The following is a 25,729-nucleotide window of genomic DNA, read 5'->3' as shown; positions in this document are numbered from 1 at the left end:
CACCGAGCACCATGGCCACAGAAGACAAGAACCGCGCCACCGCCGCCGCGATCCTGCCGCTCGTCGGCGGCGGGGCGAACGTCGCCTCCATCGCCCACTGCATGACCCGGCTCCGCCTCGGTCTGCACGACCGGTCCCTCGTCGACGACGAGGCGCTGAAGGCCCTGCCCGCCGTGATGGGCGTCGTCGAGGACGACACGTACCAGATCGTGCTGGGTCCGGGCACGGTCGCCCGGGTCACCCCGGAGTTCGAGAAGCTGGTCGACGAGGCCCGCGAGGCCGCGCCCGAACCGGCCCCCGAGCCCGCTACGGCCCCCGTCTCGGCCGAGGAGCTGGCGGCCCAGGGCGCGGCGATCAAGGCCCAGCGGAAGGCGAGGAACGCCACCCCGTTCAAGCTGTTCCTGCGCAGAATCGCCAACATCTTCGTACCGCTGATCCCGGCGCTCATCGGCTGCGGGATCATCGCGGGCCTCAACGGCCTGCTGGTGAACCTCCAGTGGCTGCCCGCCGTGACGCCCGCGCTGGCGGCGATGGCGTCCGGCTTCATGGCGCTGATCGCGGTGTTCGTCGGCTACAACACCGCGAAGGAGTTCGGCGGTACGCCGATCCTGGGCGGTGCGGTGGCGGCGATCATCGTCTTCCCGGGCGTCGCGAACATCGACGCCTTCGGCCAGACCCTCTCCCCGGGCCAGGGCGGTGTGCTCGGCGCGCTGGGCGCGGCCGTGCTGGCGGTGTACGTGGAGAAGTGGTGCCGCCGCTGGGTGCCGGAGGCCCTGGACGTCCTGGTCACCCCGACCCTGACGGTGCTGATCTCCGGCCTGGTGACGATCTTCGGCCTGATGTACGTGGCGGGCGAGGTGTCCTCCGCGATCGGCACGTTCGCCGACTGGCTGCTGTCCAACGGCGGCGCGGGCGCGGGCTTCGTGCTCGGTGGCCTGTTCCTGCCCCTGGTGATGCTGGGCCTGCACCAGGCGCTGATCCCGATCCACACCACGCTCATCGAGCAGCAGGGCTACACGGTCCTGCTCCCGATCCTCGCGATGGCCGGTGCGGGCCAGGTGGGCGCGGCCGTGGCCGTCTACTTCCGCCTCCCCCGCAACGAGTCGATCCGCCGCACCATCAAGTCGGCGCTCCCGGCGGGCCTGCTGGGCGTGGGCGAACCCCTGATCTACGGCGTCTCGCTCCCCCTCGGCCGCCCGTTCGTCACGGCGTGCGTCGGCGGCGCGTTCGGGGCGGGCTTCGTCGGCCTGTTCAACCAGCTCGGCGACACGGTCGGCTCGACGGCCATCGGCCCGTCCGGCTGGGCCCTGTTCCCCCTCCTCGACGGCAACCACGGCCTGGGCTCGACGATCGCGATCTACGCGGGCGGCCTGCTCGTCGGCTACGTCGCCGGGTTCGTCGCGACGTACTTCTTCGGCTTCGGCAAGGACCTGCTGGCCGAGTTCAACGTCTCCCAGGAACCGGCCCCGTCCACGGTCGCCGCCACGGGCAACACCCACCCCGCCACCACGCCGGCCACCCCCGCCGGCACCGGCTCCGACGGCACCGGTTCCGACGGCACCGACCCCGGCACCTCCCCGGCCAGAACCCCGGCCGGCGTCTGACCCCGCCGCCCCCTGCCCGGCCCGCCCCCGGTGCTCCCCCAACCCGTTCCGGCGGGCGGGCGAGCACCGGGGGCGTCCTGCGCCGCCTCCTGTCGGCCTACGAGGGCCGGGGTCGCAGGGAGGCGACAGAAGCGTCAGCTGACGTCCCCCACTCACCGGCACGAACTTCGACCGACGCCAGGGGCGTCCTGCGGCCTACGCCTCAGGGACCGCCCCGCCCCGGTCTCCAGCCCGATACGCCCCAGGGGCCCACTGGCTAGCGTCGCCCCATGCGAATAGGACTTCTCGGTACCGGAAATGTCGCCCGCGCCCTGGCCCACGGCTGGCGCGCCGCAGGACACGACGTCCTCCTCGGATCACGTCGGCCCGAAGAACGCACCGACCTCGGACTGCCCGTCGCCGGTCTCGACGAGACGGCCGCGCACGCGGAGGTCCTGGTCAACGCCACTCCCGGCGGCGTCTCCGTGGACCTGCTGCGCTCCATCGGAGCCCCGGCCCTGGCCGGCACGCTGCTGATCGACGTCGGCGTCGGCCTCTCCGACGACTTCAGCGCGCTCACCCACCCCAACAGCAGCCTGGGCGAACTGATCCAGGAGGCGTTCCCGCTGACTCCGGTCGTCAAGACGCTCTGCACGATGGACTCCACCACCATGACCACCCCGGGCGAACTCACCGAGCCGGGCACGGTCTTCCTCTCCGGCGACGACGCCGAGGCCAAGCGCACCACCGGCCGCCTGCTCACGGACCTCGGGTGGCCGGAGTCCTCCCAGCTCGACATCGGCGGCATCACCACGGCGCGCGGCCAGGAGCACTTCGCGTTCCTCTTCATGGGCATCGCGGGCGGCGTGGGGTCCCACACCTTCAACATCAAGGTGGTCACCCGCCCGTAGGCGGACACGCGCCGGAAAACGGGCCTGGACGGCGGGCCCCGGAAACTCCCCGGTCGTCAACTGCGCGTCGAACGGGGGCGGCACGGTCAGCGGCTTGCCGAACGGCACCGCGTCCGTGTGCTTGTAGGTGCCGTCCTCGTTCGGTTCCGTGAACAGCGTGTCCATCGGTCTCACGGCTGTCCACCCTTCACGCGTGAGCAAAGCATAAGCGGGAACGTGAATGCGCGGAGGTTGATAGTCATGGTCCCCCTGCTTCTCGTTCTCCTGCTCGCCCTTCTTCTCTTCGGTGTCGGATTCGCGGTCAAGGCTCTCTGGTGGATAGCCGTGATCGTGCTGGTGGTGTGGCTCATAGGATTCTTCGTCCGTCCCGCCGCGAGCGGCGGCCGACGGGGCCGCTGGTACCGCTGGTAGCCCTGCCCTGACCGGCGGAAACGAAGGAGGGGCCGCGCCTTCCAGGTGTACGCCGCCTCTCCCCGGGCACACGGAGTCCAGCGGAAATATCGTTCAGCGAACGTATCCGTGACGCATCGCCGATCCGCCACGAGAACAAGCTGGGCGGCCTTCGCGAAAGGAGCCACAATGAGCGAATCCCTGTGGGGCTATCAGCCGTCGAGCGGTCACACCGCGGGCGCCGATCTGACCGGCTATTCGGTCGAGGCCACCGACGGCAGTATCGGAAAGATCGACAAGCACTCCGACGAGGTGGGCTCGGCCTATCTGCTCGTCGACACCGGAGTCTGGATCTTCGGCAAGGACGTCCTGCTGCCCGCGGGCACGGTGAAGCGCATCGACACCGAGGACCGGAAGGTCTACGTCGACCTCACCAAGGAACAGGTCAAGGACTCCCCGGAGTTCGACCGTCACCAGCAGTCCGACGACCCGGCCTACCACGAGCAACTGTCCGCGTACTACCTGGCGTATCGCGTCATGTGACCCGGCGTACGCCCCCCGAACGGCGGCGGGCCCGACCCCGAGGAGGGGCCGGCCCCGCCGCCTCGTGCGTGGTGTCCTGCGAGCGGACGACTTCCATGACGTAACCCCGCGGCCCTCAGACATCAGGTCCGACCAGACCACCAGGTCCGATCAGACCACCAGGTCCGACCAGAACGGCACCCGGTCACCGGCCGCCGGCTCCTGCCACCTCTCCGCGGCCCCCGCCTCGTCCGCGTCCCACTCCACGAACTCCAGCTCCACCCACTCCTCCAGGCTCCGGCCGTAGTGGATGGTGTCCCCGCCGACCACCGAGAGCACCGGGCCGCCGTGAGCCGCCACCCCGGGCAACGCCCCCGCCGCCCCTCCCGACCCCCGCGACGGCAGGTACCGGTGCGAGTAGAGCGGGATCAGCCTCGGTACGGAGGCGAGCGCGGCCCGCGCCGCCGTGACGGCCTCCACCGGGTCCGCCGGGCGCGGCCCCCACCGGCCACCGGGAAGCCACCAGCCGTGCTCCACCGAGAGAATCAGCCCGTCGACCGGCCACTCCAGCCGCTCCCGGATGAGGGCCGGGTCGCCGTCCCGCCAGTCGGTCCACGGGTTCCGCGGGGACTCGTCCTCATCCGGCGGCTCCGCCCGGTCCACCGGCAGCGCGGCCGCCAGGAAGGCCCGGTGGTCGTCGGCGAACACGATGCCGTACTCCGCCTCGATCCGGTCGAACTCCGCGTCGTCCAGCCCCGGCGCCAGCACGCACACGCCCAGCTCGGCCAGACGGCGCGCCGCCCGCGCTCCCGCCCGTACTCCCTCGTCACCGGTCATCGGGGCAGCGTAGCGGCCACTCCCCGACCGGCCTCAACGCGGTAGCTGCCCCTCCCTGTTGATCTCGGTCACCCGGGCCCGCAGCACCACTCCCGGTGACGCCGGACGCACCGCCTCCGGCGGGCAGTCCCACTCCGGCCCGCCGCCGGGCGGCCGCAGCCGCACGTTCGGCCCGGTCCGGCCCGTCACCCGGCCGACCCGCCCGTCCCGCGCGTCCACGGCGAAACCGCCCGCCTCGGGCGCACCCGGCTCCTGCCCCTCACCCGTCATGACCGCTCTCCTTCTCCGCCAGCACCTCGCACAGCCGCATCGCGGTGTCGATGTTGCAGCGGCCCAGGTCGACCAGGGGCGCCGGTTCGTCACCCGCACACGAGACCGGATCGATCCGCAGGGACGGCAGCTTCACCCCGAATTCCGCAAGCCCTTCCTTCAACTGCTCCACGGCGTCCTCCGCCATCCGCACACGGTCCGCCGCCGCCCTGCGCCGCTCCATCGCTTCCATGCCGCACACCTTCCACTCTGAGTGATGGCCATGCATACCCAGCGTGTCCAACGCGCAGTTGGCCCGGAAGAGGCGCAGTTCGGGCAACCACATCACCACTACCGACGGTTACCTTCCCGCGGTTGCCGCCGGCGCCCTTCCTCACCCCCTCTTCCGGCCGTCCCTGGCGGGTCCCGACCCGTCCCTGGAAGCGCTCTCACCCCTCTCAGCGCTGTCGGCGCCCGGCGCTAGGCTGTAGAGAATCCGGCGGCGACACCGAGTACGCGCACAGCACCCCGCGCACCCCCACGCACAGCCCGCGTATCGCCGCCCCCGTCGACGACGAGGAGCGATCGCCTTGCCCGAGCAGTCCCCCGGGTCCCGGCCCACCCTGGAAGCCGTCGCGGCACGTGCGGGGGTGTCGCGGGCCACCGCCTCGCGGGTCGTCAACGGGGGCGACGGGGTCCGCAAGCCGCTCGTGGACAAGGTGCTCAAGGCCGTCGACGAGCTGGGCTACATCCCGAACCACGCGGCCAGGACCCTGGTGACCAGGCGGACGGGCGCGGTGGCCGTCGTGATCGCGGAGCCGGAGACACGGTTCTTCTCCGACCCCTTCTTCTCCCAGCAGATCCGGGGCATCAGCAAGGAGCTGACCGCCCACGACACCCAGCTCGTCCTGCTGCTGGTGGAGGGGCCCGGCGACTTCGGCCGGATCGCACGGTATCTGTCCGGCGGACACGTCGACGGGGCGCTGGCGTTCTCGCTGCACACCGACGACCCGCTGCCCGCGATCACCCGGCGGGCGGGGATTCCCGCGGTGTACGGAGGCCGGCCCAGCTGGACCGCCGACCCCGGCGACCAGGCCGTCCCGTATGTGGACGCGGACAACCGGGGCGGCGCGCGGGTGGCCGTGCGGTATCTGAAGGACCTCGGGCGGGAGCGGATCGCGCACATCGGCGGACCGCCCGACCAGACCTCGGCGATGGACCGCCTCGACGGCTACCGGGACGTCCTGCCGGACGTGGACCCGACGCTCGTCGCCGAGGGCGCGTTCACCGTGGAGAGCGGGGCGCGGGCGATGGCGGAGCTGCTGGAGCGGCGGCCCGACCTGGACGCGGTGTTCGCCGCCAACGACCTGATGGCGTCGGGCGCGTTGCGCGTGCTGCGGGAGCGCGGCGTGGCCGTGCCGGAGCAGGTGGCGATCGTCGGGTTCGACGACATGGTCTCGGTGGCCGAAACCACCGATCCGCCGCTGACCACGGTCAGACAGGACATCGAGGGGCAGGGCCGGCTGATGGCCCGCCTGCTGCTGCGCGGCCTGGACCGGGACCGTACGGGCAACGGCCCGGCGCCCGAGTCGGTGATCACCCCGACGACGCTGGTACGACGGGCCTCGGCCTGATCGCCGGGCGTGTGCGGGAGTGCGGCGGGCCTCCGCCCTGAGGAGCCGGAGACCCGCCGCACGAATCGTGCCCGTGGAGTCGCGTCCTACACGCACATATCCCGCCACTTATCCGTACGGGATCGCGCGTCCTACACGTACGGGATCTTCAGGACGGCCGCGTCCGTGCCGGTCTGGACCTGGGACGTGCCGCTGCCGAGCGCGTTCCAGACCTCCAGGCGGACCGTGCCGTTCCTGAGTTCGCCCAGGCTCCCGGTGACGGCCCGCGTACCGGACGCCTGCGTGTACTCCTCCCACCCGTTGACCGGGTCCGTCGCGAAGTAGCGGAAGGTCTCGGCCCGGTCGAACGTGCCGTCGCCGGTCAGGTCGTAGCTGACCCGGACCTGCGGGGCGAGCCCGACCTTCGTGCCCGCGTCCACCCGGAGGCGGAACGCGGTGGCCGCGCCGGAGGCGACCTTGCCGTTGACCTTCTTCACCTCGTAGACGGTCGGCCGGTACGGAGTGCCGTCCCGGTTGACGCCGTCGGCAGAGGCGATGGTGTCCGCGCCCGCCGGGTCGGTGGTGGCGGTGGTGAGGACTCCTCCGGACTTCAGGCGGAAGGTGTTTCCGGTGGACGGCTCGCCGGGCTCCTCCGGGTCGGTCCCGGGGCCGCCGGGGCCCGTGCTGGTGGCCGTCGAACGGGCCGGTACGGAGAGGGACTTGCCGTCGGAGAAGGTGACCGTACGGACGGTGGAGCCGTGGTTGTGCGCGGTGTAGGTGCGGGTGCCGGCCTTCGAGAAGACGGCGGAGGTGGGCAGGTCGCCGCTGACCGTCATGTCGGGCGCGCCGACCGTGTTCAGGGTGTTGATCCAGTGGTAGGTGTGCGCCTTGGACTCACCCTGCTCCGGGGTGTAGTTCCCGTTCACCCCGTCCCACTTGGCCTTCGCCGCCGCCGGGTCCGACAGCGACTCGAACTGCCAGAGCAGGTCGCGCCACTCCTGTGCGGGTCCGCCGTTCTCGCGCTCCATCTCGGCGATGTTCCGCTTGATGGCCGCCTTCTCACGCGCGAGGTGCAGCGAACCGCCGGTCACCGGCAGGACGTTGATGCCGTGGATCTCCTCCGGGTTGGCGGTCCACCAGGTGGAGTACGCGCCGCCGCTGCCCCAGACCATGCCGACCGTGTCGTGGCCGAAGGAGGCGGGGAAGACCTGCTGCGAGGCGTCGAACCAGTACTGGGTGATCGCCTCGGACTCGGTGGTCAGCAGGTAGCTGCCGAGGTCGCGGAGGTTGGTGTCGCCGGTGGCCGAGCCGAGGAGCACCAGGGCGGCGCTGAGGTTGATGGACTCCGAGGAGGACTCCTGGTTGTTGCCCGCCGCGAAGCCCTGGTGGCCGGAGGCCCAGCTGTGGCCCGCGTACACGTCGAAGCCGCGCAGGAAGGGGTAGGCGGAGTCGGTGCGGCCGGCGTTGGCGGTGTCGCGGATCAGGTGCTTGATCATCGTGCCCCAGGCCGAGTCGGCGACCCAGGCCTGGTCGTACTGGGCGATGATCGCCGCCGCGTAGACGTAGTAGCTGTAGTGGAAGTGGTGGTCGTTGAGCTCGGTGTCGCTGCCGTACGAGGCCGGGTAGCCGGTGAGGGTCTTCCAGTCCTTGTCGTAGCTGAACTCACTGGCCCCGCCCGCCGTGAACCACTCCTGGAGGCGGCCCTTCATCAGGCCGAGGAGCTTGTCGCGGGTGGCGGTCTGCCCGATCTGGTCCGCGACGGGCACCAGCTGGGCGAGGCGGCCGAGCGCCTTGCCGGTCCAGTAGGTGTCCGAGGCCCCCGAGAACGGGTCGGCGGCGTTCGCGACCTCGTTGAGATAGCCGGTCAGCCGGGCCTTGTCGACCCCGCTGGAGGCGGGCAGCGCGGGCACGACGCCGTTGTTCTTCTGGCTGGTGGTGAAGGAGGCGGACTCGCGCACCTTCATCGTGCCGCGCGGTGAGACGTAGGTGTACGGGGTCAGCGCGTCGGACGTGTGCAGCCACTGGTGGCGGTAGAGGGCCTGGAGCGTACCGCGCTCGGTGCCCTCCTTGGCCTCGGTCGTCAGGCTGTAGGTCGCCCGCACGTCGCCGCCGGTGGACTGCCAGGCCACCTGGGAGCCGGTGACGAAGCTGAAGGCGTACTTCCGGTAGGTGGCGAGCGCGTCCGTGGAGGGCAGCACGGCGAGCGAGAAGTAGTCCTTGGAGCCGAGCCCGGCCGTGATCGCGGTGCCGGAGACGTTCCAGTCGCTGCCGGTCGGGGCGAAGAGGGCGTAGTGGTGCCCGGCGACGGTGATGCCGAGGACGTTGCCCTGGTCGGAGAAGACGGTGGGCGCGGAGGCGGTGGTGATGCGGGCGTCGCCGCCGGAGCCCTTGGCGTACACGAAGGGCATGCCGTGGCCGATGGTGGCCCGGAAGGTGCGGGAGCCGTCGGCCCAGTAGGGCGTCACCGTCCAGTCGGACCAGGCGTCGGCCTTGGTGTCGGGCGAGTTCAGGCCACTGAGTCCGACGGTCAGGTCGGCCTTGTGGGCGTACTCGTACTGGCGGCCGTCGCCGACGATCGCGGGCGTGGTCGGGTAGCCGACCTCCAGGCCGGATGCCTTGGCCTGGTAGGTGAGCGGGTGGCCGTACATGGGCGTGCTGTACGGGTTGTCACCGTAGCGCTGGTAGGCGAGCGAGGACCACCAGTCGTTGGTCGGGACCGGCTTGTCCCGCGCGGCGGCGGTGAGCTTGGGGGTGACGGGCGCGCCCGTGTTGGTGGTCGGGCCCGAGGTACCGGCGGGGCGGGAGTCGGAGTAGCTGCCGGCGCCGGCGGGGATGGTGGCGGCGGCAGCGGGCGATGCGGCGGGGCCCAGGCCCACGGCGGCCACGGCGATGGCGAGGAGCGTCGCCGCGGCGGGTCTGGAGGCGAGTCGGGGGGCCAGTCTGGAGAGGGAGGTTCGCACGAGCAGCACCTCGATCATGGGGGGGGCGAGAGCGCCTTCGAGAGCGCTCTCAAGTGCCATGGAACGTAAAACTCCTGAAACGTCAGTGTCAAGAGAACGCGCACGGACGGCAGTTGGGCGGGCGCAGGACGTAACCCCAAGCTGTTATGCGTTCGAGTCTTGACGGGGCGGGGGCGGTGGGGGACGCTCCAGACGCAGGTTTTGAGAGCGCTCTCAAAGGCGCTCGGTTCATCCCGAAGCCAAGGGAGGCTTCCCATGCCCATCGCCCGAGCCGCCAAGAGAGCCACCACCCGCCTCGGCGCCGTCGTCCTCGCCGGCGCCCTCCTCGCCGCCTGTGGAGGCGGCGGCTCGTCGGACTCCTCCGACAGCGCGGGCGGAAAGGTCACGCTCAACGTGGACCTCTTCGGGTCCTTCGGCTTCAAGGAGGCCGGGCTGTACGAGGAGTACCAGAAGCTCAACCCGGACGTGACGATCAAGCAGAGCGACACCCAGGACGAGGCGGACTACTGGAAGTCCCTCCAGACCCGGCTCGCGGGCGGCGGCGGTCTCGCGGACGTGCAGGGCGTCGAGGTGGGCCGGATCGCGTCGGTCACCCAGCAGCAGGCCGACAAGTTCCAGGACCTGAAGGAGTTCGGGGCGGACAAGCTCAAGGGCGAGTTCGCCGAGGCCAAGTGGTCAGCGGCGACCACGAAGGACGGCAAGATCCTCGGCCTCGGCACGGACGTCGGCCCCGAGGCCATGTGCTACCGCACCGACCTCTTCGAGCAGGCCGGGCTGCCCACGGACCGCGAGGAGCTCGCGAAGCAGTGGTCCACCTGGGACGGCTACCTGGAGCTGGGCAAGCAGTACAAGAAGAAGGCCCCCGCCAAGAGCGCCTGGCTGGACAGCGTCGGCTCGCTCTACGGGATCATGATCGGCCAGGAGAAGGAGCGGTACTACGACGCCTCCGGCGAGCTGATCTACGAGAAGAACCCGGCGGTCGAGGAAGCCTGGGACACCTCCGTGGCGGCGGCCGAGGCGGGCCTGAGCGCCAAGCTCGACCAGTGGTCCCCGCAGTGGAACCAGGCGTTCGCGGCCGGTTCGTTCGCGACGATCCCGTGCCCGGCCTGGATGCTCGGCTACATCAAGGGCCAGGCCGGTGACGGCGGCCAGGGCAAGTGGGACATCGCCAAGCTGCCCGGCGGCGCGGGCAACTGGGGCGGCTCCTACCTCTCCATCCCACGTGCGGCCAAGCACAAGGAGGAGGCGTTCCAGTTGATCGAGTGGCTGACCGCCCCCGAGCAGCAGGCGAAGGTCTTCCAGAAGCAGGGCAACTTCCCGTCCTCGACGGGGGCCATCGAGACGATCGCGGGCGCGAAGGACGAGTACTTCTCGGGTGCGCCGATCGGCCAGATCTTCGGTGACGCGGCCAAGGAGTCCCCGGTCCAGGTGCTGGGCGTGCACGACCAGAACGTGATGCAGCAGATCACGAACGCGCTGAGCGAGGTCGAGCGCAAGGGCACCTCGTCGGACAAGGCGTGGCAGACGGCGAAGAAGGGCGTGGACAACGTGATCGGCTGACGCCGCTCACCGCTCCACCACCTCACCCCCGCCGGTCAGGGGCCGGTCCCCCCGCGCACGGCGGACGGACCGGCCCCACCGCCGTACTCCCTTCCCACCGCTGTACTCCCTTCCCACTCCCGCACTCCCCCGCCCACTCCCGCACTCCCCCGCCCGCTCCCGTACCGTCCCCGCCCGCTCCCGATCCCGAAGGGCCGCACCGTGTCCCTCACCGCCACCGCGAAGGCCGGGCCCCGCCCGTCCGGAACAGGGCCCGGCCCCGACGACGGCCGGGCCGCCGCCCTCCGGCGCACCTGGCGCAAGGCCTCCCCGTACGCCTACATCGCCCCCTTCTTCACCCTCTTCCTGGCCTTCGGCCTCTTCCCGCTCCTCTACACGGCGTTCGTCTCGCTCTACCGGGTCGAGCTCCAGACGAGCGGCGAGATGGAGTGGCGGGGCATCGCCAACTACACGGCGCTGTTCACCGACGAGTACTTCTGGATCTCGCTGCGCAACACGTTCACGATCGGCGTGCTGTCCACGGTCCCGCAGCTCGCGATGGCCCTCGGCCTCGCACACCTGCTCAACTACAAGCTGCGCGGCCGGACCTTCATCCGGACGGCGATCCTGCTCCCGTACGCGACGTCGGTGGCCGCGGCCACGCTCGTCTTCGCGCAGCTCTTCGGCCGGGACTTCGGGCTGATCAACTACGTGATCGGGCTGGTCGGCTTCGATCCGGTGGACTGGCAGACGGGCACGGTCGCCTCGCAGATCGCGGTCTCCACCATCGTGATCTGGCGCTGGACCGGGTACAACGCGCTGATCTACCTGGCGGGCATGCAGTCGATCCCGCACGAGCTGTACGAGGCGGCGGAGATGGACGGGGCGTCGCGCTGGCGGCAGTTCATCCACGTCACACTTCCCGGGCTCCGCCCCACGATCGTCTTCACGGTGATCATCTCGACGATCGGCGCGACCCAGCTCTTCGGCGAGCCGCTGTTGTTCGAAGGATCGATCTCCGGCGGCATCTCGCACCAGTACCAGACCCTCGGCCTGTACATGTACGAGCAGGGCTGGGGCTTCTTCCACCTGGGCCGGGCCGCGGCCATCGCCTGGGTGATGTTCGTCCTGATCGTGGTGCTCGTCGGGGCCAACGCCCTGATCGCGCGCCGCCGCGCCGCCAAGGAGGCCGGCCGATGACCGCGCTCGCCGCACCGCCGACCGCGCCCGGGAAGGGCCGCCCGCCGCAGGACCCGCCGGGCAGGCGGGCCCGCAGGGTGGGCAAGGGGGGTGCGGGCCGGACGATGAAGGGCGGCTGGCTCTCCTACCTCGTCCTCGGCTTCGCGCTGCTGATCTCCGCGTTCCCGTTCTACTGGACGATCGTCGCGGCCAGCCGGTCCAACGCGGACCTGGCGCAGGTGCCGCCGAGCCTGCTGCCCGGACCGAACCTCATCAAGAACTTCGACGCGGTCCTCGAAGAGGCCGACATCGGCAAGGCCCTGCTCAACTCGCTGATCGTGTCCGGCTCGATCACGCTCGGCACGGTCCTGTGCTGCACGCTCGCCGGATTCGCCTTCGCCAAGCTGAAGTTCCGGGGCCGGGGCGCGCTGCTGACGCTGACGATCGGGACGATGATGATCCCGCCGCAGCTCGGCGTGATCCCGCTCTTCATGCTGATCGCCGAGCTCCAGTGGGTGAACCAGCTCCAGGCGGTGATCCTGCCGGGCCTGGTCTCGGCGTTCGGGGTGTTCTTCATGCGCCAGTACCTGGTGCAGTCGCTGCCGGACGAGCTGATCGAGGCGGCCCGGGTGGACGGGGCGTCGACGGCCCGGATCTTCTGGTCGATCGTGATCCCGATCGCGCGGCCGGGGATGGCGGTGCTCGGGATGCTCACGTTCATGACGGCGTGGAACGACTTCTTCTGGCCGATCATCGCGCTGTCCTCGCAGGAACCGACCGTGCAGGTCGCGCTGCGTCAGCTCGGCGGCGGTTACGTCAACGACCAGTCGGTGATCATGGCCGGCACGCTGCTCGGCACGCTGCCCGTGCTGCTGGTCTTCGGCCTGCTGGGCCGGCAGATCGTCGGCGGCATCATGCAGGGCGCGGTCAAGGGCTGAGCCGCGAGCCCTCCTTCTCTTCCTCCTCCTCTTCCTCCTCCTTCGGCTCCTCCCTCTCCTTCGGCTCCTCCTCCGGCCGCCCGCTCCTTCTCGCTCCCGCTCCCGCTCTCCCGCTCCCGCTCTCCCTCTCCTCCCCTCACTCTGGAGTGTCCGTCTCATGACCGCTGTCGATGCCCGCCCGGCGACCGCCACAGGCGCCCTCCCCGAGACCGGTACGGTGCTCCGCTTCCCGACCGGGTTCCGGTGGGGCACGGCCACCGCCGCGTACCAGATCGAGGGCGGGGCCGCCGAGGACGGCCGTACGCCGTCCATCTGGGACACCTTCAGCCGGACACCCGGCAAGGTGCGCAACGGCGACACCGGCGACATCGCCGCCGACCATCTGCACCGGATGCCCGACGACGTACGCCTGATGAAGGAACTCGGCGTCACGGACTACCGGTTCTCCGTCTCCTGGCCCCGGGTCCAGCCGACCGGCCGGGGCCCGGCCGTGGAGCGGGGCCTGGACTTCTACCGCCGTCTGGTGGACGAGCTGCTGGCGGCCGGGATCCGACCGGTCGCCACGCTCTACCACTGGGACCTGCCACAGGAGTTGGAGGACGCGGGCGGCTGGCCGGAGCGGGACACGGCGCACCGGTTCGCGGAGTACGCGGGCCTGGTGGCCGGGGCGCTGGGCGACCGGGTGCCGACCTGGACGACGCTCAACGAGCCCTGGTGCGCGGCGTTCCTCGGGTACGGGAACGGGGTCCACGCCCCCGGCCGGACCAGCGACCTCGCGGCCCTGCGCGCCGCCCACCACCTGAACCTGGCGCACGGCGCGGGCGCCCGCGTCCTGCGCGACCTCCTGCCGGACACCGCCGAGGTCTCCCTCACCCTGAACCTCCACGCGCTGCGCCCGCTGACCGACACGGAGGCGGACCGGGACGCGGTGCGCCGGATCGACGCGGTGGCGAACCGGATCTTCCTGGACCCGGTCTTCCACGGGCGGCTGCCGCAGGACCTGGTCGAGGACACGGCGGAGGTGACGGACTGGTCGTTCGTCCGGGACGGCGACCTGGAGGTGACGTCGACGCCGATCGACTCGCTGGGCATCAACTACTACTCCCCCAGCGTGGTGTCGGCGGGTGCGTCGGAGTCCCCGTCGCCGTGGGCGGGCGCGGAACAGCATGTGGCGTTCACTCCGGCGGACGGCCCGCGCACCGCGATGGACTGGCCGGTCGACGCGAACGGCCTGTACGAGCTGCTGACCCACCTCCGCGACGAACTCCCGTCCGTACCCCTGCTGGTGACGGAGAACGGGGCGGCGTACGACGACTACGCAGATCCTGAGGGCGAGGTCCACGACCCGGAGCGGGTGGCGTACCTGGACGCCCACCTGACGGCGGTGCACCGGGCGATCGCGGACGGGGCGGACGTGCGCGGGTACTTCCTGTGGTCACTGCTGGACAACTTCGAGTGGGCGTACGGCTACAGCAAGCGCTTCGGCATCGTGCACGTGGACTTCGCGTCCCAGCGCCGCACGGCGAAGGACAGCGCGCGGTGGTACGCCGAGGCGATCGCGCGGGGCGGCCTGGAGCGCTGAGCGGGAGGCGGAAGGAGCGGGGCGGAGGCGGGCGAGGTGGACGAGGCGGGCTGAGGCGGGGCGGCTGATTGCCGCCTGCCCCTTGCCCGTCAGCTCCTTGCCGCCTGCCCTCTGCCCTTCAGCTCCTTGCCGCCGGCCCCTTGCCCGTCAGCCCCTCGCCCGGCCCACCTGGTGCCTGCCCGCCCGCAGTGGACCTGTGCGGCCGGGCCTGCCCGGCCGCACAGTACGGGCCATGAGAGTTTTCTCCCGGAATCGGCGGGGCCACTTTCGGCCGGATGAATCAGCGGTGAAGTCCCGCGTACCGGCGGGCAGCGGGCCGGGCGGGCGGCAGAGCGCCCGCATGGCTCGAAGAGGCCGTGGGAGTACGGTCCGGCTCGCGCCCCCGGAACGCGCCGGGCCCCGGAGCCGGCAGAACGACGCTGCTCAGCAGAGGGGTGGGCCGGAGCCCGTCCGGGCCGGTGAGCCGGGTGACGGCCCGGCCCGCACGGCCGGCCCGACCGTCTGCGCGGCCGAGCGCTCGGGTTCCGTGAGCGTACGCGCCCAACGCCGGGCACCCTGATGCAACTTGGCGCGAATGCGTCGCCTCCGGCAGAGGCCGCTCCGTACGCCTCTTGACCTCCGGACCCTCATCCGTATGGTCTAGACCAAGCAGTGAGAGGCAGTCGGCGGTGGTGATGACGCGCCGCCCCTGCCTCGCCCACGAACCAGGCCAGACGCGTTCGACCTCCCCGTCCCCACCGTCATCCCCACCTCCAACCCCATCTTCCGGATCCCCCGGATCCGCCATCAGCCGGCCGACAGAAGACCCCGGAATGACGGACCCGAGCGAGGGGCCCGTCACCCCGTGCGCCGAAGCGACGGCATCGACGCTTCCCGCAAACGCCCTACAGGCGCCCGCGTACCCACGCGGGTCGCCCATGCACGCTTTCCCACCCCCACGGACACAGCGGGAGATCGCACATGAGGAGCCACACCGCCGAGCCGACCCTTCCCCCGCCCGGCAGCGCACCTGAACCCCCGTCCCGCATCAGCGGGTTCGGCCGCGAACGTCCGGCGACAGCCGGTCCCCGACCCCTTCAACGGCTGGCCGACCACGTCAACCTGCGTGCCCTGGTCCTGCTGAGGGTGACGGTCGGGATCGTCTTCGTGGGTTTCGGAGTCCTGAAACTCTTCCCCTCCGCCAGCCCCGCGGAGCAACTGGCCGTCGACGCGGCCACGAAGATGACCCTGGGCCTCGTCCCGGAGACGGTGCTGCTGCTCTCCCTCGCGGCACTGGAGACGGCCATCGGCATCGGCCTGATCGCCGGCGGCCGCCTGCTGCTCCCCGCCCTCGTCGCGTTCTTCCTCCACATGGGCGGCGTGTTCTCGACCCTCGTCCTCCTCCCCGACGCGATGTGGCAGCCCCACTCCCCCGCGCCGACCATGGAAGGGCAGTACGTCGTCAAGAACGTGGTCCTGGTGGCGGTGTGCCTGGTCGTGGCCGCCGACGCCTGGGGAAGCCGCTCCAGGTCCGCACGGTGTCCGGACGGCACCGACCGAACACCGCAGGGGTGAGGATCAGCCGACGTGGACCGGGACCTCGGCGGGCGCCTGCGGGGTGACCGGGGTGCGACGACCGCGGAGCATGGTCGCGGCGACGACCGCCGCGACCACCAGGGTGACGGCGGTGGCGAGGAACACCGCGGAGTAGCCCTCGGTGAGGGCGGTCGCCCGGCCGGAGCCGGCGGAGGCGGACCGTTCGACGGCACCGAGGTAGATCGTGGTGAACACCGACAGGCCCACGCAGCCACCGATCTGCATGGCGGAGTTGACCAGGGCCGATGCCGCGCCGGCGTCGTGGTGACCGACGCCGGCGAGCGCGACGTTCTGCACCGGGATGATCACGAAAGCGATCCCGATGCCCACGACGACGAGACCGCCGAAGACCTCCGTCCAGTAGCTTCCGTCGGCCGTGACGAAGGTCAGCCACAGCATCCCGGCAGCGGCGATCAACGGCCCACCGGTCATCAGGACCCGCGGCCCCCGGGTGGGCAGCAGCCTGGCGGCCACGGGTGCGGTGATCATGGTCGCGAAGGTCATCGCGAGGCTCGCGAGTCCGGCCGCCAGCGGGGAGAGCCCGAGCACGATCTGCAGGTGGAACATCAGGTAGAGGGTCATCCCGATGTAGACGGCGCCGATGGCCGCCTGGATGAGGAACGCTCCGGCGCGGGCGCGGTCGCGCACGATCCGCAGCGGCAGCAGCGGCTGCGCGACGCGGCCCTCGATCCACACGAACACCGCCAGCAGCACCAGGCCGCCGACGAGGAAGCCGATGGTGTCCGGCTCGGTCCATCCGGACTCGGCCAGGGTGAACCCGTAGACCAGGGCGGCCAGACCGAGGGTGACGGCGAGGGTGCCCCAGATGTCGTACCGGTTGTCGCCCTCGACCCGGCTCTCGGAGACGAACAGCAGCGCACCGATCAGGCCGACCACGGCGAAGACGATGTTGACCAGCAGGCACCACCGCCAGTCCGCGTACTCGGTCAGGACGCCGCCCAGCGCCAGGCCCACCGCGGCTCCGGTGCCGGCGACGGTGCCGAAGACCGCGAACGCCGTTCCGCGCTCGCGCCCGGCCGGGAACGTGACCGTCAGCAGTGCGAGCGCCGCGGGGGCCAGCAGCGCCGCGAAGACGCCCTGAAGACCGCGCGCCGCGATCAGCTCGGTCCCGCTCTGCGCGAGACCGCCCCACACGGAGGCGGCGCCGAACCCGAGCATCCCGACCATGTAGCTGCGCTTGCGCCCCCAGTAGTCGGCGACGCGTCCGCCGAGCAGCAGCAGCGCGCCGAACGCCAGGACGTAGGCGGTGATGACCCACTGCCGCTCGGTGTCGCTCAGCTCCAGTTCGAGCTGGGCCTGGGGGAGGGCCACATTGACGATGGTCGCGTCGAGCACGACCACCAGCTGCGTCAGGGCGATGACCGCGAGCGCCCACCATCGGCGGGGATCGGGAACCGTGGACGGGGACGGGGACGGCAAGACAGACATGAAGAAACCTCCGGGGTTCTGTCCAGATGAGCGCCGGAGGTTTCAAGCCTCGGACCAGACACCGACGGGCGGGGCCTGACCACCTCGGCCACGGGGCCGAGCCCGACCATCCTACCCACCGGTCCCGACCCGGCCCTCGCCGAAGTCCTCCGTGATCCGGCTCACAGGGCCACGCTCCAGGAGTGCGGGACGGGGCGTGTGCGCGCGCATCTGCTCGCCGGTGTTCCCGGCGAAGGTGCCGCCGGACACCCATACGAGCTTCATCGCCACGCAGGGCCGGCCCTCCACCTACCGGCCGGGTCCGGAACAGGCCCCGCATGCGGGTATTCGGCGCAATCCAACGCCTCTTCCAGGGAACCGATTCGCTGAGACAGAAGCTGGACATGCGCAGGATCATTTCGAGAACGAGCCGGCCCTGACGTCGTGGTTGTCAGCAGGCAGCACCGCAATCGACGACAACCCGCTGGAGATCATGACGCGCTCGCGTCCCGCCGCCCGTTCCACCCGTATCGTCCTGGCCGCCGCAGCCGTGACGGCCCTCGCCGCCACCACCGCCTGCGGCCCCGAGGACCCCACGGAGAACGGGGCCGCCGCCCCCCACCGCGGCTTCCTCCCCGGCGGAGGGCGGCAAGGGCGAGGCCTCTTCCGGAGACAGCGCCACCGGCGGTGGGGGCACGACGGCGAGTGGCTCCGAGTCCGGCGGCGGCACCGGCGACGAGGGCGAATCCGGCACCGGCGACAAGAGCGGCTACGGCCAGTCCTGCGGCACCAACGACCTGGACCTCACCGTGACATGGGAGGCGCAGCCGATCAGCCACTACCTGATCACCGCCAAGGCCAGGTCCGGCATCACCTGCTACCTGGACGTCAACACCCCCAGCGTCTCCTTCGGCTCCGGCGCGGACGGCGTGGCCTCGCCCGTCGGCCAGGGCGGCGAGGACCCCGTCAAGCTCTCCGGGTCCTCCGTCGCGTACGCAGGCATCAACGTCAAGACCACGGAGGGAGACGGCGGCAAGCAGTTCGAGCACGTCATCATCGCCACCACCGAGGAGGACCCCGACCCCGCCCAGGTCGAGCTCCCCGACGCGCCCGCCGTGAACAAGCCGATCGTCACCAACTGGTCCACCCGGCGCGACGAGACGGTCCCGCGCGTCATTTGACGGCCGCTCCATAAGCGCGCCGGATACGACGAACTCTCGTCGCCCGCCGAACACCCGCCGAACACCTTTGCTGCACAGGCGGGCTCGAACGTCGTCTGAGGTGCGTGGACGACTGCCGCTCCACGGTGCACGGCAGGAAAGTACCGGCAGACGTCAATCGGGGCACCGGGCGAGGCGTCGACAGTCGATGAAGATTGCCCCATGACAGGACAGATGCCACAGAAGACGCACAAGGTACCGGCGGAAGACGCTTCGGTTCGGGCAGGCGGACAGCTGCCCGGCTACGTCTGGTCCGCCGTACACGACGCGCCGACGCATGAACTCTTCCCCGGCATTCGGCTGCGTCCTCTGTGGAGCGGCGGGAACGGCGCGAAGGCCCAGCTGCTGGAGATGGATCCGCACACCTGCTGGGAGGGCATCGACGTCCACGAACCGGGGCCGGAAGAGGTCTTCGTGGTCTCCGGTGTCTTCAACGACGGCGAACGGGACTATCCCGCGGGCTCGTTCATCCACGCTCCCGCCGGCTCGTCGCACATCCCGCAGACGACGTCGGGCTGCACGCTCTTCGTCTTCTACCCCGAAGGCTGAGCGCCGGAGCGCCGAAGCACGCCTGAGTGCCGGCGCGTCGGGGGCACTTGCCTGCCTGCGTGCCTGCCCGCGGCCGGTCACGGCCGGTTTTCGAGGCGGTCGATGTGCTCCTCGCCCCACTCCCCGAGCGGCGTCAGCGCGGTGACCAGTGAGCGGCCGAAGTCGGTCAGCGAGTACTCCACCTTGGGCGGCACCTGCTCGTGCACCTCTCGATGGACGAGACCGGCCGCCTCCAGCTCGCGCAGTTGCAGAGTCAGCATCCGCTCGCTGATCCCGGCGACCGTCCGCCGCAACTCCCCGAAGCGCAACCGCTCTTCCTCGCCGAGCCAGAAGAGGATCAGCCCTTTCCACTTCCCGCCCATGACGGCGATGGCGGCGTCGAATCCGCAGGTGTACTTCCGCATGGCACCTCCGCTGACGAGCATGCTCCGCTGACAAGAATGTGGGTACCGAACAAAAATGTCGGTACTTGTGCAATCTATCGCGCCGCCACAGCATGGAGATCACCGAAGCCCGGAACCACCGGGCCTTCCGTAACTCCCCCGCCTACCCAACTCCCCTAACAGGAGCGGAAGATGTCCATGCCGAACCAACCCCAGACCTCCGTGACCGTCATCGGCCTGGGCGCGATGGGCAGCGCGCTGGCGGCGGCCTTCGTCGAGGCGGGACACCCGACCACGGTGTGGAACAGAACAGCGTCGCGGGCGGCCCCGCTCGTCGCCAAGGGCGCCGCGCATCCGGAGACGGTGGCGGAAGCCGTCGCGGCGAGCCCGCTGGTCATCGCCTGCCTGACGACGTACGAGGACACCTTCGAGGCCCTGGAACCGGCGACCGCCGCGCTGGAGGGCCGGGACCTCGTGACCCTCAACAGCGGGACCCCGGCCGACGCCCGCCGCATGGCCGAGTGGGCGCGAGGGCACGGCGCGCGCTATCTCGGCGGTGCGATCAAGAACGTACCGCCGGCGGTCGGCGCCGCGGACACACTCCTCTACTACAGCGGCGATGCCGCGGTCTTCACCGCGTACGAGCCGGTCCTGCGGGTGCTGGGCGGGGACACCGTGTATCTCGGCCCCGACCCGGACCTCGCCGCGCTGTACGAGATGGCGGTGGGTGGCACGCTGCTGCCCGCGCTCGTCGGCTTCTTCCAGGGAGCTGCGGCACTACAGGCACGTGGCCTGGAGGCGGCTTCGATGGTGCGGTTCAGCGAGCAGTGGCTGGAGATGATCGCGTCGGTGCTGCCCGTGCTGGCCCGGGAGATCGACAGCGGCGACTACAGCGAGCCGCTGTCGTCGGTGAACGTCTTCGTGGCCGGGGCCGCGCACGACGCGGAGCTGGGGAAGGAAGCGGGCCTCGACGTGGAGTGGCACAAGCCGTTCCACGAGCTGCTGGAGCGGGCGGTGAAGGCCGGTTACGGGACGCAGAGCATCGCCGCACTGACGGAGATCCTCAAGGAGCCCCGGCCCGCCGCCTAGGTCCCGTTCTCGAACTGCCGTCGTCGCCCGGAGGGCGGGACCTGCTCACCCCGCCCACCTCCCCGTCAGGAACGTCAGCGCGACGAGCGTCGTCACCGGTGCCGCCACGCTCAGGTACGCCGTCCTGAACCACGGCCACCGCAGGCTCAGCGCCGCCAGGCCGATCCACAGCGGCCACCACAGCAGCGTCGCGCGCGGGATCGACGTGTACCAGTACGACGTGCCCAGGGCCCAGAGGCTGAGGGCCACGTACAGCGCCTCGGGCCAGCGGCGGCGGTACAGGAGCACGGCCACCAGCGCGAGCCCCACCAGCATCGCCAGTAGTTCCGCCTGGAACATGAGCGCGTAGCCGGTCGTCTGCGTGTGGCCGAACGCCCCGTTCCAGGTGTTCTCCCACGCCTCCCACGGGGTGTGGAAGGTCCGGTACCACCCGCGTTCCTGCGCGTGCTTCCAGGCCATCCAGTCGCCGGTGTGCGCATGCAGGTACCAGCTGTACGCGGCAGGCGGCAGCGCCGGAAGCAGCGTCCAGCCCGCCGATCGCCAGACCCGCCGGCCCTGCTCGTCCCCCTGCTCGTCCCCTTGCTCGTCCCCTTGCTCGTCCCGGGCGGTCAGCACGAAGAGCAGGGCGATGGCGGCGGCGAGGAACAGTCCGCTGACGCGCACCGTCGTCGCCAGCGCCGTCAGCACGGCGGCCGACGCCCAACGGTGCCGCACGGCGGCGAGCCAGGCGGGCAGGGCGAACGCGAGGAACAGCGCCTCCGTGTAGCCGACGGCCAGGAACACCGCACAGGGCGAGAGCAGGAAGAGAACAGCCGTACGGCGGCCCCCCTCGTCCTTCGGCAGATACGTCCGCGCGATACGGGACAGGGCCAGTACGGCCACCGCCCCCGCGACGAACGAGATCAGCAGCCCGGCCGCCGTCCAGTCGGGCACCACCGTGTGCACGGCACGGAGAAGGAAGGGATAGCCGGGGAAGAACGCCTCGCGGTTGTCCCAGCCACTCGTCCACGGGCCCGAGCCGGCGGGGAAGTAGCCGTCGCGCGCTATGTGGAGGTAGTGGTTCGCGTCCCACCGCTGGAAGGGCGCGAGGACGGACACCGCCTCCCGCGTACCGGACTGGGCCGGAAACAGCCAGCGGGCGAAGTGGGCCGTGATCCCCAGGGTTATTCGCGTCAGGAGGTAGAACCACAGCACCGTCCGGTCGGCCGGGGCCAGGCGGGCCGCCGCCCGGCGGAACCGCCCCGCCCGGGGCTCGGCCGGGGCGGCGGTCCTGGACTCGGGCGGTACGGGGCGGCCGGCAGGAGGCCGCAGCCCGGGGGAGAGCGTGGACAACTGAGGCACCTTTCGGGCGCGCCTCGCGGATACGTCGAGGCGTACGGGATCACCCGGTGAGGTCGCCGGGGCACGGGGAGGGAACAGGGGAGGCGCAAGCGGGTGGAGCGGCAGCGCCGGGCGGGGGCGGGGAGTCAGGGCATCGACGTCGCCCCATCGGTCGTCGCCCCATCGGTCGTCGCCCCATCGGGCGTCGCCGTCTGCGTGGACTTCGGCGGCGGCCGCGTCGTGCTCGCGGTCGTACCCGTACGCGTACCCGTACGCGTGGGTGCTCCGCCCGGCCCGGTGGACCCGGCCCCCGGCAGCGTGGCGCTCGGCGTCGGCGGCAGGGACGGCGACTCCGGCGGCCGGCCCGACGGTAGGGGCGACGGGTAGCCGGGCGACGGCCCCGTGGCCGGGGCGACCGGCTGCGGCCGGACCGGCAGCAGGCCCACCGCGACCGCGCCGCCTCCACCGACGACCAGGCACACACCCACGGCGACCACGGCCATCCGGCGTCGCCGCGCGCGCATTCCGCGCTGCGTGATGCTCGACGCGGCGTCCGCGTCGGAGCGGGTCTGCCCGAACTCACCGGCCTCCCGGAACAGGGACCGCAACGGATCCCGCGGGTCAGACATCAGGGGCCTCCTCGATGCGGGGGTCCCGCAGACGGTGGGCGAGCCCCGCCCGTCCGCGAACCAGATGCGTCTTGATCGTGCTGCCGGAAAGCCCGGTCTCCCCGGCGATCTGCTCGACCGTGAGATCGCACAGGTAGTGCAGGGTCAGTGTCCGCCGCTGCTGCGGAGGCAGTTCACGGAGCGCGTCGACCAGGACCACATGGCCCGGGTCCGGCGGTTCCACGGGTCCGGGCGCGCCGCTCCCCCGGTTCCAGGCGTCCGCCGAACGGCGCCGGAAGCGCCAACGGCTCACCGCCAGCCGCCAGGCGACCGTACGGATCCACGCCTCGGGGCTGCCGTCGCGATCCAGTCGGCCGCGCCGGACCCACGCCTTGACGAACGCTTCCTGCACGACGTCCTGCGCCTCCTGGAGGTCGCCGGTCATCACGTACAGCTGGCCTGTGAGACGCGCGACCGCCTGGGCGTAGAACTCTTCGAACTCCTCGACGGTCAAAAGGTTGCTCCCGGATCTTTCGCTTCACCGGGTATACGCCCGCCGCAGGTCATCCGGTCGACACTACCCAGGAGGAATCGGGGGTGACGGTCGTCACAGCGTCACAGCGGTCCAAGGGCGCGGCGCAGCGCGACGACCGCGGCCGGCCGGACATCGTGCCCGTGCTGTTCCATCCAGGCGAGCCACGCGTCGATGTCGTCGTCCATGTCCGGCTCCTCGCCCTTCCCTGCGTCGATCGTCCGCCGCCGCAGCCACGCGACGGCGTCCTCGCGCCGCTCCACCGCGTGCGGGGCCAGCTCACCCACGGCCAGCACGAGTCGCTCCGCCGCCGACAGGCCGGGCTCGCCCTCGAACCGGGCCAGGAAGCGGCCGATGAGGTCGTCCGCCCGGTAGGCGGCCCGTGCGAGTACGGCGGCCACTCCGGCCCGGACGTCTTCTTCGCCCTCCACGTCGTCGGCCAGCCGCGGCAGCAGCGCGTCGACCGCTTGCTCCCAGGCGGCGGGCCAGGCGGCGGGTGCGGTGCGCCACCGTCCGCCGAGCCTCGGGCCGGACCTCGCGGGGGCTTCGCTCCCGGCGCGGGCGAGAACGGCGAGCGTGTCCAGGATCTGCGGGCGCACCCTCACGGCCGGGTCCCGGACGGCCTCGACCAGGAACGGAAGCACCTCGGGCGCCGCGGGCCGCACCGAACCGCCGTCGCCGCAGCACGCGAAGTGAAGGGTGGCGAGGGCGTCATCGGCCGTCGGCAGGTCGGGCGACCAGAGCCGCTCCAGCAGGTCCGGCCCGTACTGCCCGTCCGGCCCGGGGATGTAGGGGTCGACCACCTTCGCCCAGTCGACCTCTGCGGCGAACCGGCCTCTCAGCTCCGCACTCGCGCCCGCACCCTCCATGTCCTCCGTGTCCTTCATGCCGCCCCTCCCCCGTTCCGCTTCGACCTCCCGAAGCTCAAGCCGTGAGATCCGAGCGCTCTTAACAAGGATGGGGTGGATGGGTCAGTTGTCCCACCCACCCACCCTGGCTGCGAAGTTGACAATTTGTGATCGAGTTGCGACACACGGTCGCCAGGCTCTAGCGTGCGCAGGACCTGACCCAAAAAGTCGACCCCCGCCGGTGCTCCAACACCGACAGGGGCCTGACCACCGAAGATCGACCCGTCGAAAGTAGCGATCCCCATGGCTGCCAGCCAGTTTAGTGATGCCCACCGCGCCCCGCGCGAGACCCCGCCCGAGAGCGGTGCCGCGACCCCACCCACGCGCCCCTCCGCGAACCCTCACCCCCTGGCCAACCCCGGCTACGGTAAGCGCTCCGCGCCCGGCGAACGCCCGCGCACCGACCGGGACTTCGCTCACCTCCTCCCCCGCGACGCCGCCGTCGCCGCCTCCATCGACCGGCTGCCCGACGGCTCCGACATCTCCGTGAAGACCCTGGCCAAGCACCTGCCGTACGGTCAGTGCGCCCTGAGCACGACCCTCAACCGGCTCCAGGACGCGGGCCACCTGCGGCGCGGCAGCGAGTGCGTGATCACCGACGAGGTCATGCTCTGGGTGACCCGCACCTTCTTCTCCCGCACCGCACGCGGGGACGACTGGTGGAACGCCTTCACCCGGGGTGACGCCCCGCCGGACGAGCCCCAACGGCCGACCCGTTCGCGGGCGTTCATCCTGCTGGCGGCGCTCGGCCGGACCGCCCCCGCGCTGACGCTGTCCGCCGCCGACTGCGTACATCTGGAACCGCAGGTCAGCGAGTGGTTCGCGCGAGGCGCCACGGAAGCCGAGCTGCTGCACGCGCTCACCGGCGGGCTGCCGTCGCCCGTCCACTGCGCCGCCCGCCTCGTCGAACGGCGCCTGCGCGACAAGCTGCCGCCCGAGCGGATCCTGCCAAGCCCCCGTACGGTCCTGCGCACCCTGGAGTGCGGTGAGTGCGGGGCCCCCGGCGCGCCCGAAGCGCTGCTCGGCGGGCTCTGCCGGCCATGCCGGGGGCCGTCCCCCCAACCGCCGGTCGGCCCGCCGGGGGCCGTGCAGCCGCCTGGCGTACGGGACCGGATGAACGCGGTCCGGGCAGGCCTGACCCCCCGGTCCGAGAGGACATACCGATGAGCGTGCGGCTCACGCACAGACCGGACAGGGCACGATGGAGGGGAGGAGGCGACGCCATGACCCCCAGCACCGCCGATCACGTCCCGCACGCTCAGCTGTCCGTCGAGGACTTCGAGCAGCTCGCCCGCACGTCCCCCGAGACCGTGACGCTTGAGCTCATCAACGGAAAGCTGGAGGTCAAGCCCGTGCCGGACGGGGATCACGACGAGATCATCATGTGGGTCGCGATGCAGTGCATGCGGCAGCAGCCGGAACTGCGGCTGTACCGCGAACGCGGCCTGCGGATCGGCGGATACCGCAACGGCCGCGCCCGCCCGGACGGCACTCTGGCCCGCGCAGGCCGGTTCGCGGGTGACGGCGAGTGGTCGAGCCCGGACCGCATCCTCATGACCGTCGAGGTGACGTCGCACGACCACGACACCGACAGCCGTGATCGCACGGAGAAGCGTGACGGATACGCGGCGTCGAACATCCCGGTGTACCTCCTGATCGACCGCGAGTCGGACACTCTCGTCGTCCACAGCGAGCCCGACAAGGGCCGCTACCGGCAGCAGCTCTCGTACGACTACGGCGACGCCGTCCCCCTCCCCGGCCCCGTCGACATCACCCTGGACACCGAGGAGCTCAAGGACTACGCCCGCTGAAGC

Annotated in this window: 25 protein-coding genes and 1 pseudogene; 15 read left to right on the top strand and 11 right to left on the bottom strand. The window is 71.3% G+C overall.

The genetic code is table 11. From position 1 onward, the window contains the following. Positions 1 to 11: 11 nt before the first annotated feature. The 4 genes from ACIRJT_RS30270 to ACIRJT_RS30255 all read left to right on the top strand — a co-directional run bounded on the left by ACIRJT_RS30270 (position 12) and on the right by ACIRJT_RS30255 (position 3,427). Positions 12 to 1,604: a PTS transporter subunit EIIC gene (locus ACIRJT_RS30270; protein ID WP_403915267.1), complete on the top strand. Its 1,593-nt coding sequence runs from the start codon at positions 12 to 14 to the stop codon at positions 1,602 to 1,604. Positions 1,605 to 1,873: 269 nt separating this feature from the next. Then, entirely contained in the window at positions 1,874 to 2,494 is a 621-nt protein-coding gene (locus tag ACIRJT_RS30265) for an NADPH-dependent F420 reductase (RefSeq protein WP_403915266.1), read from the top strand. 240 nt (positions 2,495 to 2,734) lie between these two features. Continuing rightward, positions 2,735 to 2,905 carry a hydrophobic protein gene (locus ACIRJT_RS30260; RefSeq protein ID WP_403915264.1) on the top strand — a complete coding sequence of 57 codons (171 nt, stop codon included), beginning with the start codon at positions 2,735 to 2,737 and terminating at the stop codon, positions 2,903 to 2,905. Between the two features lie 168 nt (positions 2,906 to 3,073). Beyond that, on the top strand, positions 3,074 to 3,427 hold the full coding sequence (locus ACIRJT_RS30255; RefSeq protein ID WP_403915262.1) for a PRC-barrel domain-containing protein: 354 nt from the start codon (positions 3,074 to 3,076) through the stop codon (positions 3,425 to 3,427). A gap of 150 nt (positions 3,428 to 3,577) precedes the next feature. On the opposite strand, the gene ACIRJT_RS30250 is transcribed toward ACIRJT_RS30255, so the two are convergent. From ACIRJT_RS30250 to ACIRJT_RS30240, 3 genes are read right to left on the bottom strand one after another with little or no spacing between them, the layout of a single operon-like run. Further along, positions 3,578 to 4,243 (bottom strand): hypothetical protein, encoded by a 666-nt coding sequence (locus tag ACIRJT_RS30250; RefSeq protein WP_403915260.1) that lies wholly within the window; start codon positions 4,241 to 4,243, stop codon positions 3,578 to 3,580. A gap of 33 nt (positions 4,244 to 4,276) precedes the next feature. Continuing rightward, entirely contained in the window at positions 4,277 to 4,513 is a 237-nt protein-coding gene (locus tag ACIRJT_RS30245) for a hypothetical protein (protein ID WP_403915259.1), read from the bottom strand. Further along, positions 4,503 to 4,745: a hypothetical protein gene (locus ACIRJT_RS30240; protein ID WP_403915257.1), complete on the bottom strand. Its 243-nt coding sequence runs from the start codon at positions 4,743 to 4,745 to the stop codon at positions 4,503 to 4,505. Before ACIRJT_RS30240 ends, ACIRJT_RS30245 begins: the two co-directional genes overlap by 11 nt. A 337-nt stretch (positions 4,746 to 5,082) precedes the next feature. On the opposite strand from ACIRJT_RS30240, the gene ACIRJT_RS30235 reads away from it, so the two are divergent. Then, positions 5,083 to 6,126: a LacI family DNA-binding transcriptional regulator gene (locus ACIRJT_RS30235; protein ID WP_403915256.1), complete on the top strand. Its 1,044-nt coding sequence runs from the start codon at positions 5,083 to 5,085 to the stop codon at positions 6,124 to 6,126. A 131-nt stretch (positions 6,127 to 6,257) separates the two neighbouring features. Here the strand turns inward: ACIRJT_RS30235 and ACIRJT_RS30230 are convergent, their stop codons facing one another. Further along, on the bottom strand, positions 6,258 to 9,083 hold the full coding sequence (locus ACIRJT_RS30230; RefSeq protein ID WP_403915308.1) for a glycosyl hydrolase: 2,826 nt from the start codon (positions 9,081 to 9,083) through the stop codon (positions 6,258 to 6,260). 237 nt (positions 9,084 to 9,320) lie between these two features. Here ACIRJT_RS30230 and ACIRJT_RS30225 point away from each other — a divergent pair, with 237 nt between their 5' ends. The 5 genes from ACIRJT_RS30225 (at position 9,321) to ACIRJT_RS30205 (ending at position 15,857) form a co-directional block, all read left to right on the top strand. Next, complete coding sequence (locus tag ACIRJT_RS30225) at positions 9,321 to 10,625, top strand: ABC transporter substrate-binding protein (RefSeq protein WP_403915254.1); 1,305 nt, start codon at positions 9,321 to 9,323, stop codon at positions 10,623 to 10,625. Between the two features lie 201 nt (positions 10,626 to 10,826). Beyond that, positions 10,827 to 11,804, top strand: a complete 978-nt coding sequence (locus ACIRJT_RS30220) for a sugar ABC transporter permease (RefSeq protein ID WP_361333035.1) — start codon at positions 10,827 to 10,829, stop codon at positions 11,802 to 11,804. Next, complete coding sequence (locus ACIRJT_RS30215; RefSeq protein ID WP_403915251.1) at positions 11,801 to 12,721, top strand: carbohydrate ABC transporter permease; 921 nt, start codon at positions 11,801 to 11,803, stop codon at positions 12,719 to 12,721. The genes ACIRJT_RS30220 and ACIRJT_RS30215 overlap by 4 nt, the downstream gene beginning before the upstream one ends. Before the next feature lie 157 nt (positions 12,722 to 12,878). Beyond that, positions 12,879 to 14,303, top strand: a complete 1,425-nt coding sequence (locus ACIRJT_RS30210) for a GH1 family beta-glucosidase (protein WP_403915249.1) — start codon at positions 12,879 to 12,881, stop codon at positions 14,301 to 14,303. Positions 14,304 to 15,263: 960 nt separating this feature from the next. After that, a complete protein-coding gene (locus ACIRJT_RS30205) occupies positions 15,264 to 15,857 on the top strand; it encodes a DUF417 domain-containing protein (RefSeq protein ID WP_403915247.1) in 594 nt (197 codons plus the stop codon). Positions 15,858 to 15,860: 3 nt separating this feature from the next. Here ACIRJT_RS30205 and ACIRJT_RS30200 read toward each other — a convergent pair whose 3' ends face one another. Both ACIRJT_RS30200 and ACIRJT_RS30195 read right to left on the bottom strand, forming a co-directional pair. Then, positions 15,861 to 17,327 carry an MFS transporter gene (locus ACIRJT_RS30200; protein ID WP_403915244.1) on the bottom strand — a complete coding sequence of 489 codons (1,467 nt, stop codon included), beginning with the start codon at positions 17,325 to 17,327 and terminating at the stop codon, positions 15,861 to 15,863. A gap of 111 nt (positions 17,328 to 17,438) precedes the next feature. Continuing rightward, positions 17,439 to 17,597, bottom strand: a complete 159-nt coding sequence (locus ACIRJT_RS30195) for a hypothetical protein (RefSeq protein ID WP_403915242.1) — start codon at positions 17,595 to 17,597, stop codon at positions 17,439 to 17,441. 202 nt (positions 17,598 to 17,799) lie between these two features. Between ACIRJT_RS30195 and ACIRJT_RS30190 the strand changes: the two are divergent. Next, a pseudogene (locus ACIRJT_RS30190) lies at positions 17,800 to 18,487 on the top strand (hypothetical protein). Positions 18,488 to 18,688: 201 nt separating this feature from the next. Then, positions 18,689 to 19,075, top strand: coding sequence for a cupin domain-containing protein (locus ACIRJT_RS30185; protein ID WP_403915239.1), 387 nt, complete (start codon positions 18,689 to 18,691; stop codon positions 19,073 to 19,075). Between the two features lie 77 nt (positions 19,076 to 19,152). On the opposite strand, the gene ACIRJT_RS30180 is transcribed toward ACIRJT_RS30185, so the two are convergent. Next, entirely contained in the window at positions 19,153 to 19,479 is a 327-nt protein-coding gene (locus ACIRJT_RS30180; RefSeq protein WP_403915236.1) for a winged helix-turn-helix transcriptional regulator, read from the bottom strand. A gap of 177 nt (positions 19,480 to 19,656) precedes the next feature. On the opposite strand from ACIRJT_RS30180, the gene ACIRJT_RS30175 reads away from it, so the two are divergent. Next, positions 19,657 to 20,547 carry an NAD(P)-dependent oxidoreductase gene (locus ACIRJT_RS30175; RefSeq protein WP_403915305.1) on the top strand — a complete coding sequence of 297 codons (891 nt, stop codon included), beginning with the start codon at positions 19,657 to 19,659 and terminating at the stop codon, positions 20,545 to 20,547. 45 nt (positions 20,548 to 20,592) lie between these two features. On the opposite strand, the gene ACIRJT_RS30170 is transcribed toward ACIRJT_RS30175, so the two are convergent. The 4 genes from ACIRJT_RS30170 to ACIRJT_RS30155 all read right to left on the bottom strand — a co-directional run bounded on the left by ACIRJT_RS30170 (position 20,593) and on the right by ACIRJT_RS30155 (position 23,894). Beyond that, complete coding sequence (locus ACIRJT_RS30170; protein ID WP_403915233.1) at positions 20,593 to 21,879, bottom strand: mannosyltransferase family protein; 1,287 nt, start codon at positions 21,877 to 21,879, stop codon at positions 20,593 to 20,595. Positions 21,880 to 22,013: 134 nt separating this feature from the next. Further along, complete coding sequence (locus ACIRJT_RS30165; RefSeq protein WP_403915231.1) at positions 22,014 to 22,496, bottom strand: hypothetical protein; 483 nt, start codon at positions 22,494 to 22,496, stop codon at positions 22,014 to 22,016. After that, the gene (locus ACIRJT_RS30160) at positions 22,489 to 22,989 is read right to left on the bottom strand and encodes a SigE family RNA polymerase sigma factor (protein ID WP_403915229.1); all 501 of its coding nucleotides are present in this window, start codon (positions 22,987 to 22,989) and stop codon (positions 22,489 to 22,491) included. Before ACIRJT_RS30160 ends, ACIRJT_RS30165 begins: the two co-directional genes overlap by 8 nt. 101 nt (positions 22,990 to 23,090) lie before the next feature. Then, positions 23,091 to 23,894 (bottom strand): hypothetical protein, encoded by an 804-nt coding sequence (locus ACIRJT_RS30155; protein ID WP_403915227.1) that lies wholly within the window; start codon positions 23,892 to 23,894, stop codon positions 23,091 to 23,093. Positions 23,895 to 24,263: 369 nt separating this feature from the next. Between ACIRJT_RS30155 and ACIRJT_RS30150 the strand changes: the two genes are divergently transcribed. Together ACIRJT_RS30150 and ACIRJT_RS30145 are read left to right on the top strand one after the other, a co-directional pair. After that, entirely contained in the window at positions 24,264 to 25,082 is an 819-nt protein-coding gene (locus tag ACIRJT_RS30150; protein WP_403915302.1) for a hypothetical protein, read from the top strand. Between the two features lie 56 nt (positions 25,083 to 25,138). Next, on the top strand, positions 25,139 to 25,726 hold the full coding sequence (locus ACIRJT_RS30145; RefSeq protein ID WP_403915225.1) for a Uma2 family endonuclease: 588 nt from the start codon (positions 25,139 to 25,141) through the stop codon (positions 25,724 to 25,726). The last annotated feature ends 3 nt before the right edge of the window (positions 25,727 to 25,729 follow it).

Origin of the sequence: Streptomyces sp. NPDC102283, assembly GCF_044766265.1 — a bacterium.
Taxonomy (GTDB): Bacteria; Actinomycetota; Actinomycetes; order Streptomycetales; family Streptomycetaceae; genus Streptomyces.
The sequence above is the reverse complement of the archived record's forward strand: the minus strand, read 5'-3'. Positions and strand labels throughout refer to the sequence as shown.